The sequence below is a fragment of the Jiangella endophytica genome (assembly GCF_003427025.1).
Classification (GTDB): Bacteria; Actinomycetota; Actinomycetes; order Jiangellales; family Jiangellaceae; genus Jiangella; species Jiangella endophytica.
Genome location: NZ_QVAI01000001.1, coordinates 705172 through 719302, shown reverse-complemented (window position 1 = coordinate 719302; position 14131 = coordinate 705172). Strand labels below are relative to the sequence as shown.

11 protein-coding genes are annotated in these 14131 nt (G+C 75.1%); 3 read left to right on the top strand and 8 right to left on the bottom strand.

Annotated elements, in window-relative coordinates; translation table 11 throughout:
* Nucleotides 1-10 precede the first annotated feature (10 nt).
* Genes DZA62_RS03250 through DZA62_RS03235 form a run of 4 tightly spaced genes read right to left on the bottom strand, consistent with a single transcriptional unit; the run spans nucleotide 11 to nucleotide 3002 of the window.
* Complete coding sequence (locus DZA62_RS03250) at nucleotides 11-1036, bottom strand: SIS domain-containing protein (protein WP_116947302.1); 1026 nt, start codon at nucleotides 1034-1036, stop codon at nucleotides 11-13.
* Nucleotides 1033-1209, bottom strand: coding sequence for a Trm112 family protein (locus tag DZA62_RS03245; protein WP_116947301.1), 177 nt, complete (start codon nucleotides 1207-1209; stop codon nucleotides 1033-1035). Before DZA62_RS03245 ends, DZA62_RS03250 begins: the two co-directional genes overlap by 4 nt.
* Nucleotides 1206-2591, bottom strand: coding sequence for a phosphomannomutase/phosphoglucomutase (locus DZA62_RS03240; protein ID WP_116947300.1), 1386 nt, complete (start codon nucleotides 2589-2591; stop codon nucleotides 1206-1208). Before DZA62_RS03240 ends, DZA62_RS03245 begins: the two co-directional genes overlap by 4 nt.
* A gap of 51 nt (nucleotides 2592-2642) precedes the next feature.
* Entirely contained in the window at nucleotides 2643-3002 is a 360-nt protein-coding gene (locus DZA62_RS03235) for a DUF3499 domain-containing protein (RefSeq protein ID WP_408617957.1), read from the bottom strand.
* 68 nt (nucleotides 3003-3070) lie between these two features.
* On the opposite strand from DZA62_RS03235, the gene DZA62_RS03230 reads away from it, so the two are divergent.
* Nucleotides 3071-3532 carry a metallopeptidase family protein gene (locus tag DZA62_RS03230; RefSeq protein WP_116947298.1) on the top strand — a complete coding sequence of 154 codons (462 nt, stop codon included), beginning with the start codon at nucleotides 3071-3073 and terminating at the stop codon, nucleotides 3530-3532.
* A 31-nt stretch (nucleotides 3533-3563) separates the two neighbouring features.
* Here DZA62_RS03230 and DZA62_RS03225 read toward each other — a convergent pair whose 3' ends face one another.
* The 3 genes from DZA62_RS03225 to DZA62_RS03215 all read right to left on the bottom strand — a co-directional run bounded on the left by DZA62_RS03225 (nucleotide 3564) and on the right by DZA62_RS03215 (nucleotide 9634).
* Nucleotides 3564-5099 carry a DUF5719 family protein gene (locus DZA62_RS03225; RefSeq protein WP_116947297.1) on the bottom strand — a complete coding sequence of 512 codons (1536 nt, stop codon included), beginning with the start codon at nucleotides 5097-5099 and terminating at the stop codon, nucleotides 3564-3566.
* The gene (locus tag DZA62_RS03220) at nucleotides 5096-9190 is read right to left on the bottom strand and encodes a glycosyltransferase (RefSeq protein WP_198663357.1); all 4095 of its coding nucleotides are present in this window, start codon (nucleotides 9188-9190) and stop codon (nucleotides 5096-5098) included. The genes DZA62_RS03225 and DZA62_RS03220 overlap by 4 nt, the downstream gene beginning before the upstream one ends.
* Nucleotides 9191-9370: 180 nt before the next feature.
* Complete coding sequence (locus DZA62_RS03215) at nucleotides 9371-9634, bottom strand: WhiB family transcriptional regulator (protein ID WP_111256351.1); 264 nt, start codon at nucleotides 9632-9634, stop codon at nucleotides 9371-9373.
* A 1310-nt stretch (nucleotides 9635-10944) separates the two neighbouring features.
* Between DZA62_RS03215 and cofD the strand changes: the two genes are divergently transcribed.
* Both cofD and DZA62_RS03205 read left to right on the top strand, forming a co-directional pair.
* Entirely contained in the window at nucleotides 10945-11934 is a 990-nt protein-coding gene (gene cofD / locus DZA62_RS03210; RefSeq protein WP_116947554.1) for a 2-phospho-L-lactate transferase, read from the top strand.
* On the top strand, nucleotides 11931-13151 hold the full coding sequence (locus DZA62_RS03205; RefSeq protein ID WP_116947295.1) for a coenzyme F420-0:L-glutamate ligase: 1221 nt from the start codon (nucleotides 11931-11933) through the stop codon (nucleotides 13149-13151). Before cofD ends, DZA62_RS03205 begins: the two co-directional genes overlap by 4 nt.
* A 64-nt stretch (nucleotides 13152-13215) precedes the next feature.
* On the opposite strand, the gene DZA62_RS03200 is transcribed toward DZA62_RS03205, so the two are convergent.
* A complete protein-coding gene (locus DZA62_RS03200; protein ID WP_408618071.1) occupies nucleotides 13216-14121 on the bottom strand; it encodes a DNA-3-methyladenine glycosylase family protein in 906 nt (301 codons plus the stop codon).
* Nucleotides 14122-14131: the final 10 nt, after the last annotated feature.

Sequence of the window (14131 nt, the reverse complement as noted above, 5' to 3'; positions counted from 1 at the left end):
GCGCCGACCGTCAGGCCGGACGGCCGAGGCCGAGCGCCAGGTACGCGGCCGCGAACCGGCCGGTGGCCAGCAACGCCGCGAACCGGCCGATGTCCGGGCCTTCGGTGGCGCGGACCTCCTGGACCCGCACCGAACCGCTCTCGGCGGCGGCGTCGAGGCGGGCCCGGCCGGCGACGGCGGCCGGGGTGCCGGCGCCGTCGTCGAGGATGACGAGGGCCGGGCGGAGGGCAGCGGAGCCGCCGTCCTCGAACGGGTCGGCGAACAGGTCGGTCTCGGGTGCGCCCTCGAGGATCGGCACGAGGTGGTCGGCCTCGCCCGACAACGCGGGCCGGCCGCTGGCCGAGCGCAGTGCCTCGGCGACGCGACGGGCGGCGCGGGCGGCCAGCACCGACCCGCCCCACACGACCGGGACGTCGTCGGCGATGCCGAGAGCCAGTTCCTTGGCCGGGTTGGCGTCGGCGGTGACGCTCGGGCCGCACCGCTCGGCGACGTCGTCGAGGGCGGCGGCGACCGGCTCGGCCTCCACCTGCGGGCCCAGGCCCATGATGTGCAGCGCGTGCAGGACGGGGACGGCGAGCGCGGTCGGGTCGGCGCTGCCGGCCGGCAGGAACGTCGTGCCGCGGCCGGCCGCGGCCTCCTGCATCGCCGAGCCCTCGGGTGCGGCGACGAGCAGCGCGCAGCCGCGGCGGCGGGCCTCGGCGACGGCGGAGATCTCGTCCTCGCCCTGGCCGGAGCGGCAGACCACGACGACGAGGTCGAGCGGGCCGGCCCAGCCGGGCAGCCCGCTGTGCGGCCAGGCGACGAACGGGACCGGGCAGACCGGTTCGAGCACCGCGCGGAACAGCCGGCCGTCGGCGCCGCCGGCCACGACGGCACGCGGCCGGTCCCCGGGGGTCAGGGCCGCCAGCACGTCGGCCGAGGCGACGTCGGCGAGGCGGACCTGGGCGCCCCAGCCGGCGATGTCGCGCAGGACCGGGTCGATGACGCTCAAGGCGTCCGGGTCGTCGAGCGAACCGTCGAAGAACACAGGGGTCACTCCAGGGAGCGGGTGCGGGCGTGGTCGGCCAGCAGCACGGGAATGTCATCGCGCACGGGATAGGCCCGCGGGCAGCCGGTGCACAGCAGCTCGCCGGCGGCGTCGTCGGGTTCCAGCGCGCTGTGACAGACCGGGCAGGCGATGACCTGCAGCAGCGTCGGATCGAGCCTCACGCGGCCCCCTCCCCCTGCCCGCGGACCACCCGCAGGACGTCGTCGCGGACCCGTTCCATGACGGCGCGGTCGGCGCCCTCGACGTTGAGCCGCAGCAGCGGCTCGGTGTTGGACGGGCGCAGGTTGAACCACCACATCGGTGTGCCGGTGTGCTCGACGGTGAGTCCGTCGAGGCGGTCGGTGACGACGTCCGGGGCCTTGCCGAACGTCTCCTCGACCCGCGCGGTGACGGCTTCGGCGTCGGCGACGGTGCTGTTGATCTCGCCGGACGCGGCGTAGCGCTCGTACGGCGTGAGCAGCTGCGACAGCGGCCGGCCGGCATCGTCGGCGCGCAGCGCGGCCAGCGTGTGCAGCGCTGCGAGCATGCCGGAGTCGGCCCGCCAGAAGTCGCGGAAGTAGAAGTGGCCGGAGTGCTCGCCGCCGAAGACCGCGCCGGTCTCGGCCATCGTCTGCTTGATCAGCGAGTGTCCGACGCGGGTGCGCACCGGGGTGCCGCCGTGCTCGGCGATGATCTCGGGTACGGCCTTTGACGTGATGAGGTTGTGCACGACGGACGAGCCCGGGACCCGCCCCAGCTCGCGGACGGCGATCAGCGCCGTCAGCGCCGACGGCGACACCGGCTCGCCCCGCTCGTCGACGACGAAGCAGCGGTCGGCGTCGCCGTCGAAGGCCAGCCCGAGGTCGGCGCCGTGCTCGCGGACGGCCGCCCGCAGATCGACGAGGTTGGCGGGGTCGATCGGGTTCGCCTCGTGGTTCGGGAACGTGCCGTCGAGCTCGAAGTACAGCGGGACGACCGTGAGACCGGGCAGGTCGAGAACGGCCGGGACGGTGTGCCCGGCCATGCCGTTGCCGGCGTCGACGACGACGGTGATCGGCCGGCCGGCGCCGAGGTCGACCAGCGAGTGCAGGTGGGCGGCGTAGTCGTGCAGGGTGTCGCGGTGCTCGACCCGGCCACGGGCCGCGACGGGCGCGTCGACACCGTCGTCGATCAGCGCCTTGATCTCGGCCAGCCCGGTGGCGTAACCGACCGGGGCCGCCTCGGAGCGGCACAGCTTGATGCCGTTGTAGCGGGCGGGGTTGTGGCTGGCGGTGAACATCGCGCCAGGCAGGCCGAGCGCTCCACTGGCGTAGTAGAGCTGATCGGTGCTGGTCAGCCCGGCCATGACGACGTCGACGCCGGCCGCCGTGACGCCATCGGCGAACGCTTCGGACAGCTGCGGCGACGTGGGCCGCATGTCGTGCCCGACGACCATCGCGCCGCTGCCGTCGGCCAGCACGTGCGCGGCCGCCCAGCCGATGGCCCGGACGGTCTCGTCGTCCAGTTCGTCGGGCACCACGCCGCGGATGTCGTAGGCCTTGAGGATCGGGACGAGGTCGCGCACGCAGCGACCCTACCTCCCCGCCCGGCGGCGCGGGGGCAGGAGGGCGAAGGCTCAGGAGTCGGGGTCGGGCAACGCGCGCAGGTGCCCGCGGCGGGCACCGCCCTCGCCGGCCATCGGCGGCGCCGGGGCGGGTTCGGGCCGGCGCCCGGCCTCGCGGACGGCGTCGGCGAGCGCGAGCAGGTCGTCGTTGCTGGGGCCGAGCGCGGCGGGGTCCGGCGCCAGCCGGATGACCTCCCAGCCACGCGGCGCGACCAGCCGCTCGGAGTGCTCGGCGCAGAGGTCGTAGCTGTGCGGTTCGGCGTACGTGGCCAGCGGGCCCAGCACGGCGGTGGAGTCGGCGTAGACGTAGGTCAGCGTCGCCACAGCAGTCCGCGGACAGGCTGATCGAGAACAGCGACGCATCGGACTCACAGGGGAAGGCTAGCGTCTGGGCGGTGTCGTCCGGGCACGGCACGCCAAACACGGCTAGTCTGCCCAGAATGAGCCGCCGTGTGCCCGGTCCCGAGACGCCTTCCGGGGTGAGCCTGCCGCGGATCCGCCGCGACCGGCACGGGCGTGGCATGCGCGGCCCGCTGGCCCCGGCCGACTCGCCGTTGTCGGTGTCGCGGGCGCAGCGCTTCGACGACCTCGTCATCGCCGCCGTCGAGCGGCTCGACCGCCGTTGGCAGGATCAGCTGGCCAAGGTCGAGTTCGCCGTCGAGGACGTCCCTGCCCTCGACGACTGGGACCGCAGCTGGGTGCCGCTGGCCCGCGCCTACGCCGGCACCGGCGCGTTGCCCGCCCGCGTCGTCATCTTCCGCCGCCCGGTCGAGACCCGCGCCCCCGACCCCGCCAAGCTGCGCGCGCTGGTGGGCGACGTCGTCACCGAGCAGGTGGCCGAGCTGTTCGGCGTCGAGCCTGAAGAGATCGATCCCGCCTACGGCGGCCAGGATCTCCCCTGACGCTCGTCCGGCCCGATCGGCAAGCGTGCCGTCAGGGGGTGTCGGCCGGCTCGGGGACGTCGGGCAGCTCACCCACGACCTCCGGGACGTCCACCTCGATCGTCGGCGAGATCAGCGGCATCAGATCCAGCAGCGCGCCGTCGTCGTCGGTGGCGCTGATCTGCCGGGCCGCCACCACCGAGCCGGGCGCCTCCGGCACCACGACCACCGTCGCGTTCGGCACGTCGCCCGCGGGGGTCAGCGCCACCGGGACGGTCGCGCCGGCCGGGATCTCCAGCGGCTGCTCCTCGGCGACGGTGCCGTCGGCGGCGAGTGTCTGCACGGTGACCCGCGCCGTCGTCGTGACCGCCGAGCTGATCAGCAACGTGCTGGCGATGCCCGACGCCGCGCGGCTGAGCAGCGCCGGGGTCGGCCCGGTGAGCGGCTCGGACGCGGACGTGTAGGCGAGGTCGGGCAGGCCGCCCTCGGTCGCCTGGACCACCCGGATCGACCCGGTGATCGGCTCGTCGCTCTGCAGCCGGATGCCGGCGGGGTCGACACCGCTGTCCAGCGGGATGTCGGTGACGGTGCCGGCGGTGACGGTGATGACGTCCTGGTCGACCGGGCTGTACGCGCCGTCGGCGCCGAGGATCTGCATCGACACGATGGCGTCGGTGTCGCCGGGTGCGACCAGGCGCAGGCTGCGCTGACCGGACCCCGGCACGCCGGGGATCCACAGGTTGCGGCGCGGCGCCACCGCCGCCGGGACGTACGTCATGCCCTGCGGCGTGATCTCCTCGGTCTCGCGGACCTCGAGCGCGGCGGTGATGCGGCCCTGGCTGGACTGCACGTGCACGGCGGTGGTCGCCGAGCCGGCCGCGAGCGCGTCGAGCAGCAGGATCCGCTGGCTGCGGGCCGGCACACCGATGTCCTGGGTGCCGGGCGCGTCGATGACCCCGGCCTCGTCCCAGAGCTCCACGTCGACGACGGCGGGCACGTCGGTCGGGTTCGACAGGACCAGCCGGCCGCGCCGGCCCACCTCGGCCGACGCGCCGACGAACCAGTGCTCGCGCCGGGGTGCGGTGCAGGTCGCCGTGCTGATGCCGCGCAGGTCGACCTCCTGGAGGATCAGCGACTGCTCGGCCGCCAGGCCGGGTGCCAGCGCGCCCTGGCCGGTGACGGCGTACGACGTGCCGGCCGCGGTCTCGACCGGGGTGATCGAGGGGACGCCGCGGTCGGCGATGCTGACCAGCGGCTCGGTCGCGGCCTCCGCGGCGGGGTCGCCGGTGGCCTCGGGGTTCTCCGGGTCAGGCGGCAGCGCCAGCGCCCGGACCGTGATGGGCTGCTGCTCGGCGCCTTCGGCGTTCTCGGCGACGTCGACGCCGGGCAGCGCCAGCACGCCGAGCTCGGCGCTGCCGGCCTCTTCACCGTCGACGTACGGGCACACCAGCGACGACCGGACGACCGGCTCGCGGACCTCCGGGTGGTCGTCGACGATCGAGCTGGGCGGGCCGATCAGCGTCGCCCCGCCGACGACGAGGGCCACCCCGGCGCCGGCCGCGAGGCCGGCCCAACGTGCGTTGATCACTGCTCGTCCTCCTGCCGCCGGCCCTTCGCCCGCTTGCCGGCGGCCCTTTTACCGGGCGCGCGGCGGGTGCGGGCACCGGTGTCGGCGCCGTTGGCGTCGGACGCCTCCTCGGCCGCGCGGCCGGCCCGGCGACCCTTGTAGGCGTCGGTGAGCGATGCCCGCGGCGCGTCGTCGTCGACGCCGGCCCGGGCGAACGGGTCCCAGGTGCCGACGGCGTGCGGCGGCTCTTCGCCGGGCTGCGGCGCGGGCGCGGGACCCGGCTCCGCGAAGGCGGGATCGGTCAGCGGGTCGCCGGCCTCCGGGGCGGCGGGCTCGGGCTCGCGGGCCGAGCGCTTGCGCGGCGCCCGTCCACGCGACGGCGCCTCGTCCGGCGTGGGCTCGAGGAACCCGGTGGCGTCGGCGGGCTCGGGCTCGCCGGCCGAGCGCTTGCGCGCTCCCCGTCCACGCGACGGCGCCTCGTCCGGGGTCGATTCGAGGAACCCGGTGGCGTCGGCGGGGTCGGGCTCGCGGGCCGAGCGCTTGCGCGGCCCCCGTCCACGAGACGGCGCCTTCGCGGGCTCGGCCTGCGGGTCGCCGGCCGGCTGCTTCGTCGCGGGGCGGCCGCGCAACCGCTCGCCGAGGGTGCGTTCGCCGGGCACCCAGGCCCCGCCGTCGGCGGCCGTCGCGGGCTCGGACTCCGGAGTCGGAGCGGGCCGCGGCGAAGGCGACGGCTCGGCGCCGCGCCGGGCGCCCTTGCGCCGGCTGCCACGGGCGGCCACCGGCTGCTCGCGCTCGGCACCGGCACCTGCCGGGACCGGCGCCAGCGGCAGCCGCGGCGAGGTGTCGTCGGGGTCGAGATCGGCGGCGTCGTCGACGGCCCCGCGCTCACGCCGGATCCCGGGCAGCGCCAGGACGACGGCGACCACGACCGCGCCGAGCTGGAACCAGAGCCAGAACGCGCGCCGGTTGCCCTCGTACTCGACGGTCAACTCGCCGGCCTGCGGCGGCAGCGTGAACGCCTGCGCCCAGCCGCCGTACGTCGTGGGCTCCAGCTCCGTGCCGTTGAACCGGGCGGTCCAGCCGGGGTCGGCCAGCTCGGACAGCACGACCTGGCGGCCCTCCGGGCCTTCGGGCACGTTGCCGGCGGCATTGACCTCGTCGCTCGGGATGGTGACGACCTCGGCGTTCTCGTCGGCCATCGGCGCCGGCGCGCCGTCCTCGGCCGGCGGTGCGGCGATCCAGACCCGCGCGACCGGCTGGTCGATCTGCCAGATCGCCGCGCCCTCGGGCGCGCTGCTGCGGACCAGGCCGGGCACGGTGTCGAGGGTGTCGGCGAGGTCGGGGTCGTACGGCTGCGGCAGGTAGACGTAGCGGACGGCGAACTCGGCCAGCCGGGCGCCGTCGGCACCGCCGCGGCCGGACACCACATCGGCGACGACGTCGTCGAGCGGGCCGTACTCTTCCGGCGGCGGGCTGGTCTCGGCGTCGCCGAGCCGCGGGCCGGCCTCGCGCAGCAGGGCGTACGTGATGCGGCCGTCGTCGGCACGGTTGAGGACGAGTGTGCGAACCCGCTCCGGGCGGTCGGCCTCGTCGGCGACATAGGCGGGCAGGATCGCCGGGTCGCGACGCTCGATCGGGTCGCCCGCGCCACGCGCGACCCACCAGCCGGCCGCGACGATCGGGGCGAGACCGGCGGCACCGACGACGATGACGGCCAGCGGCTGGCGCCAGCCGAAGCTGGCCCGCGACAGTCGTTCACGGGCGCCTTCCGCACCGATGGCGGCAGCGACCAGCAGGCCGCCCGCCACGAGCACCGTCGCGTACCCGGGCCAGCCGGCGACCGGGGTCTCCAGGGTCGGGCCGCTGACGGCGATGCGCGACAGCACGATGCCCGCCACCAGCGCGACGCCGACGACCACCCACGCGGTCGCGATGGCCAGCCGGCGGACCGGGCGGAACAGCGAGATCCAGGCGGCGGCCAGGATGCCGGCGCCGAGCCAGATCGGGCCGCTGCCGGGACCACCGGGGTTCTGCAGCAGCACCGACCACGGCGCCAGTTCCGAGTCGGACAGCCCTGGACCCGGGACGCCGGCCTCGGTGACCAGCAGCATCGGGTTGGTGAGCAGGCTGCCGGTCCACGGGATCAGCACCACCGGCGTCACCGCCAGCAGGACGCCGAGCCGCAGCAGCGAACGGCGGTCGCGGAACACCGTCGCACCCGCGACGATCGCCAGCGCCAGCGCGATGATCCAGGCCAGCGGCACGAACGCGGAGACCACCGCGAGCAGCAGACCGGCGCTCCACGCGGCCCGGCCCGGGCCCGAGCGACCCGGTGTGCCGAGCGTCCGCATGACCGCCAGCACCAGCAGTGGCGTCAGCACGGTGGCGACGGCGGTGCCCAGCCGGCCGGCCGCGATGGCGCCGGTGATGGCCGGCAGCAGTGCGTAGCTCGCCGACACCCAGACGCGCAGCAGCTTGGCCTGCACCACGCGGCGGACCAGCAAGTACATCGTCAGGCCGGCCAGCGGCACCGAGCCGATCAGCAACAGGTCGACGGCCAGCGAGGCGTTGCGGAACAGCGTCGCGACCAGCGCGACCACGCCCAGGTACGGAGGCGTCGCCGACGGACTGCCCAGCCCGGCGCCGTGCCACGACTCGGTGTAGACGGCCCACAGCTCGCCGGCGGCGGCCGGCGCGGGCAGCAGCGCGCCGCCGAACAGCCGGCCGGAGCCGATCAGGTCGCGCGCCGTCACCAGCGTCACCACGATCAGCGCCGCCGTCATCAGCACGGCGGGGTGCAGCAGGAAGCGCAGGATCCAGCCGTCGTCGCCGGCCGGCGACTCGTCGTCCTCGCCGCCGGAGGTCGCCGCGCGCCGTCCGCCGGAGACGTCGTGGCCCGCGCCGCTGCCGGACCCGGTGATCATGCCGAGGACGTTCTCGCCCGCGTGCCGCAGCTGCTGGCCGCGCGGCGGGAACAGCGAGCGCAGCTGCGACGGCGACTTGCGGCGGGTGTGCCGGCGCCGTGCCCGCGCCCGGATCAGCACGTCGGGCCGGCCGATGACCGACAGCAGCGCCACCAGTTCCTCGAAGGCCAGCGCCGGCTGCTTCCCGACCAGGAACGTGAGGGACCGGCCGAGGCCCATGAACAGCACCCGGAGCAGCACGAACAGCAGCGAGCGGGCGGGCGTGTTGGCCAGCAGCACGTAGATGGCGTTGCGGCGGTCGGCGAGGTGCGGCCGGTCGCGGGTGGCGCCCAGGCGGCGGCGGCCGTGCGCGGCCGCCTCGGCGTGGTAGACCACCGCGTCCGGGCAGACGACGACCGGGTAGCCGGCCTCGTTGGCGCGCCAGCCGAGGTCGAGGTCGTCGCGGAAGATCGTCAGCCGAGGGTCGAACCCGCCCAGCTCGTCCCACACGTCGCGGCGGATCAGCATGCCCGCGCTGCCGACGGCGAGGACGTTCTTCGTGGCGTCGTGCTGGCCCTGGTCGTACTCGCGGCGGTCCAGGCCGGTGTGGCGGCGGCCGCCGCTGGTGACCGTCAGGCCGATCTCGAGCAGCTGGCGGCCCTCGCGCCAGTCGAGCACCTTCGGGCCGATGATGCCGGCGTCGGGACGGCGGACGGCGGCCTCGAGCAGACGGGACAGTGCGTCGGGCGCCGGTGCGCTGTCGTCGTGCAGGACCCAGATCCAGCGGGTCTGGTCGGACCGGCGCAGCGCACCGCTCCCCTGCCTGGCCTGGGTCATCTCGTCGCCGGCGGCCACGCCGGCCGCGACGGCCTCGCCGAACCCCGTCGACCGGGGCATCGACACGACCGACGGCGCGCCGAGGGTGGACGTCAGGATCTGCTCGGTCTCGTCGCGGCTGCCGGTGTCGACGGCGACGATGCGTTCGGGCATGCGGCGCAGCGCCGCCACCGCCTCGAGCGTGCGGTGGACGAACCGGCTGCCGTCGTGCGCGACGATCACGGCCGTCACGTCATGCGTGAGCAGCTCAGTGGGGTCGACCGGCTCCGGTTCGCCGATGTCACCGGCGAACGCGTCCAGGGCGGCGTCGGCGCCGATGCCCGGGTCGGAATAGACGCTGGGCGTCGTGCTGCCGTTGTCGATTGCGGTCAAGGGGTCCGGTGCCATGCCTCGTCGTCGTTCCAGCGATTCGGTCTGCGAGCACACGGTGCGGGGTGGCGGTCCCGGCCGAAGCGTGCCTCGGCCGGGCTACCCCGTGTGCCAGCCGCCAACCTTACGCGCTGAACCTGAGAACGGCAGAGTTCAGCATTGCGGCGACCGGCCGGGCGACCGTCAGACCGCCCTCTTCTTGAGCTTCCGCCGTTCCCGCTCGGACAGCCCACCCCAGATGCCGAACCGCTCGTCGTGCGCCAGCGCGTACTCCAGGCATTCCGCCTGGACTTCGCAACCGAGGCACACTCGCTTGGCCTCTCGGGTGGACCCGCCTTTCTCAGGGAAGAACGCCTCCGGATCAGTCTGGGCGCACAGCGCCCGCTCTTGCCAACTCATCTCTTCGGCTTCGCCCCAGAGCAGGTCAATCTCGTCCCACTCGGTCATGGCTCGCCTCCTTCGACCTGGTTCTCCGGCTCATGAGCCGGCCCCCGTAGCGGTCCCGCGGTGGTCGAAGCCGCAAGACCACTTGAACGACACGTTCGAAATTACATGAGTGCAATACGTGCGCGTCAAGCGGAACCGTGCTAAAGATCTCCGTTCATTTGCCGGCGCTCCGCCTGGGCGGCACGCGCCGACCCGCCCGCTGGCGCCTCGTTACGACAGCGATGCGGCGGTTCGAGGCGGGAGCTTAGGCGTTCCGCCGCGTGGCACGCCAGACGGCCGATCACCCGATGCGACGCCGCCGAGCGCACCATCTCGTTGACGTCCGGGAGAACGCGCGGGTTCCGTCCTGACGACGTGAATCGAGGCCAGGACGGCTGAGTCGGCTCCGGGCCGCTCGGCCGGTCCAGCCCACTCGACCCGGCCCAGCCCCTGGCCGGTTCGGCCCACTCGGCTTACCGGGCCGACCCAGCGCACGCGGTCCGTCGGCCAGTTCCTCGAATCCGTCACCTGGTCCGGTCCACTCGGTCCGCGCGGCCGACTCGGTCCGCCGGTCAACTCGGTGTTCTGGCTTCCCGCATCGCCGGTGCACCGTTCGTGGGGTCTGCCGGGTCCGCCGTCCCCCTGCTGCCCCATTCTCTTGCCGCGACCGCGCGCCTCAAGCGGACTACTGGGGCGCTTCGCGCCGGCAACGACCGTTTGACCCGCACACCCGCGGCCAATAACGGGCAGCTGTCAGGGGGACGGGGGAAGTGCGGGCACGCCTCGATGCCCGACTCGCGTGGCCCAGGATCCAGCGGTCCAGAGTCCGGGGTTGCGGCGGCCCAGTGGTCCGGTGGCCCAGGGTCAACGGGTGCAGGACCGGCCGTCGGCCCGACCGGCGGCGGCCGTTGACCCGGCGACGTCGACCGCGTGGGCCAGGGGTGAGAACGGTGATCATGCACCGCCCCGCCACCGCCCTCGTGACACTCCGAGCCGCCCATGAACACGCGTGCACACGCCGCCTCACCAGGCGTTCTCCCGCTCCACTAGGCCTGCTTGCCTGGTGAAGCAGGAGAACGCCTGGCCCAGCACCCCTCGCCAGAGTCCGACGAGTCGCGAATGCGGCGAACGTCCCACGCCCACGAGACCCGCGACCCGCCGCGAGCCAAGGGAGACCTCCGCACACCCGCACACCCGCACGTGCTCCATGATCATCAACCGCCAGCGACGCCATCACGTCGCCAACGGTTGATGATCATGAAAGGGCGGCCGTCTCGCTGACCGGGCGCGGACCGGGCGGCCGAGTGGCAGCGGGTACGGTCGTGGCTGTGCTGAGGATCACCGCGCTGGCCGGCGGGATCGGGGGCTCCAGGTTCCTCCGGGGGCTGCTGCGGGCCGCACCGGACGCAGAGGTCACCGTCATCGGGAACACCGCCGACGACATCACGCTGCACGGGCTGCACGTCAGCCCCGACCTCGACACCGTCATGTACACGCTCGGCGGCGGCATCGAGGAGTCCCAGGGCTGGGGCCGCGCCGGCGAGACGTTCGCCGTCGCGGAGGAGTTGGCCGCGTACGGGGCCGAGGCGCAGTGGTTCACGCTCGGCGACCGCGACCTCGCCACCCATCTCGTCCGCACCCGGATGCTCGCCGCCGGCTACCCACTCTCCGCGGTCACCGAGGCCCTCTGCGACCGCTGGCAGCCCGGCGTCCGGCTGCTCCCGATGACCGACGACCGGGTCGAGACGCACGTCGTGGTCACCGCCGGGGACGACGACGAATCGGCCGACGCGGCGGGAGATGCGCGGGAGCGCGCGATCCACTTCCAGGAGTGGTGGGTCCGGCTGCACGCGGAGGTCCCGGCCCGGCGCATCGTGCTCGTCGGCGCGGACCGGGCGAAGCCGGCACCGGGGGTCCTCGACGCCATCGCCGGCGCCGACGTGATCCTGCTGCCGCCGTCGAACCCGGTCGTCAGCATCGGCCCGATCCTGGCCGTTCCGGGCATCCGCGACGCGGTCAGGGGCGCGGCGGCCCCCGCCATCGGCGTCTCACCGATCATCGGTGGTTCACCGGTTCGAGGGATGGCCGACGCCGCGTTGACGGCCATCGGGGTCCCGACGACGGCGGCCGGCGTCGCCGAGCTGTTCGCGGACCTGCTGGACGGCTGGCTGGTCGACACCGTCGACGCGGGGGCCACGGCAGCGGTCGAGGCGGCCGGCGTGCGCTGCGTCGCCGTCCCGCTCTGGATGACCGACGTCGACGCGGCGGCGGCCATGGCGCGCGCCGCCCTGGATCTCGCCGAGGAGGTGCGGGCCCGGTGAGCGCTCGCTACGAGGCGTTCGGACTGCCCGGCATCCCCGAGGTTCGCCCCGGCGACGACCTCGTCGACGTCGTGGCGACGGCGCTCGAGTCGGCCCCGCCCGGCGACGCGCTGCGCGACGGCGACATCGTCGTCGTCACGAGCAAGATCGTCAGCAAGGCCGAGGGACGCGTCAAGACCGGCATCGACCGCGACGACGCCATCGACGCCGAGGCGGTCAGGACCATCTCGGAGTGGACGACGCCGCGCGGGCGCACCCGCATCGTCGAGACCCGGCACGGGTTCGTCATGGCCGCGGCCGGCGTCGACGCGTCGAACGTCGAACCCGGCTCGATCGTCCTGCTGCCGCTCGACCCGGACGCGTCCGCTCGCGCGCTCCGCGACGGCCTGGCCAAGCGTTACGGCGTGCGCGTCGGCATCGTCGTCACCGACACCGCGGGCCGGGTCTGGCGCAACGGCGTCACCGACTTCGCCGTCGGCTCGGCCGGCATCCGCGCCGTCGACGACCTGCGCGGCAGCACCGACGCCTACGGCAACGGCCTCGGCGTCACCGTCGTCGCGCTGGCCGACGAGCTGGCGGCGGCATCGGAGCTGGTCCGCGCCAAGCTGGCCGGCATGCCCGTCGCCGTCGTGCGCGGGCTGCCGCACCTGCTGCTGGAACCCCGCGAGGACGACCCCGGCATCGCGGCGCTGATCCGGCCGAGCGCCGAGGACCGCTTCCGGCTGGGCACCCCCGAGGCGATGCGCGCCGCCGTCCAGGCCCGGCGGACGGCGTCGTCGTTCACACCGGCGCCCGTCGACCCCGGCGTCGTCCGGCAGGCCGTCACGGCCGCGTTCTCCGCGCCCTGGCCGATCGACACGCCGCCGTGGCGGTTCGTGCTGCTGGAGTCGCCCGCGGCCCGCCGCCGGCTGGCGTCGGCCCTGGACGGCGCGGGGCTGCTGGGCACCGCCCCGTATGTCGTGGTCCCCTGTCTGGTCGACGGGTCCGACGCGCTGCTCGGGCTGGGCGCGGCGGTCGAGAACCTGCTGATCGCGCTCGGCGCCGAGGGCCTCGCGTCGGCCTGGCTGTTCCCCGACCCCGCGCTCTCGGCGGCGACGGCAGCGCTGGATCTCCCGGCCGGCTGGACGCCGATCGGCGCGGTCGCGATCGGCCACGCCGCGGAACCCGCCGCCGACCATCCGCCCGTCGACGTCGCGACCGTCACCGTCACGCTGTGACGTACCGCCCGCGGGCGGGCGAGCAGGAGCTGGTGCACCTGGTCGTCGGCCCGCACTGACGTGTTCACATGTGGCGGTAGTCGCGCACGGGGGCGCGCGGCCCGCGCCGCGGCGGGGTGGCGCCGGCCCGCAGCAGCAGGACGCAGGCGCGGTGACGGTGGCCGCGGTACGGCTCGAGCAGCTCCAGCATGAGCTCGTCGGATCCGCGCCGCTCCCCCGTCAGCGCGTAGGCGACGGCGTGCGGGAGGCCGTAGTCGCCGACGGAGACGGCATCGGCGTCGCCGAGGACGCGCTGGCGGACCTCGGCCGACGTCCAGACGCCGATGCCCGGGACGGCGCGCAGCCGCCGGTCGGCGTCGTCGGTGGCCAGCCCGGCGATCTCCTCGAGCCGGGCGACGTGCCGGCCGGCGGTGACGATGGTGCGCGAACGCTGCGGCCCGACGCCGGCGCGGTGGTACTCCCACGACGGGATGCGCGCCCAGGCCTCGGACGGCGGGACGACGCGCATGCGGTCGGGCGCGGGGCCGGGCGCGGGGTCGCCGAACCTGCGCAGCAGCCGCATCCAGCCGCGGTACGCCTCGGTGCCGGTGACCTTCTGCTCCAGGATCGCCGGCACCAGCGCCTCCATGGCCAGCCCGGTGCGCCCGATCAGCGTGCCCGGGAACCGGCGGAACGCGTCGGCCAGCACCGGGTGCCGCGGCTGGAAGTCGCCCGGGTCGTCGGCGTCGCCGAGCCAGAGCGGGACGGTGTCGAGGGCGGCCTCGGCGCCCGCGCCCCACGCCGTCGCCGTGACCTCGCCGCGCGCGGCCACCGCGACGCACACCGTGGCGGGGTCGCCGCCGGGCCGGCACGTGCGCCACACCCGCCCGCGGGCGTCGACCTGGAACGCGGGATCGTGCGGGCCGCGCTGGTGCGCCCCGAGCGTTGCCAGGACGTCGACCGGGCGCCGCGGCCGCCACGTCCGCTCCATCACGGCACCC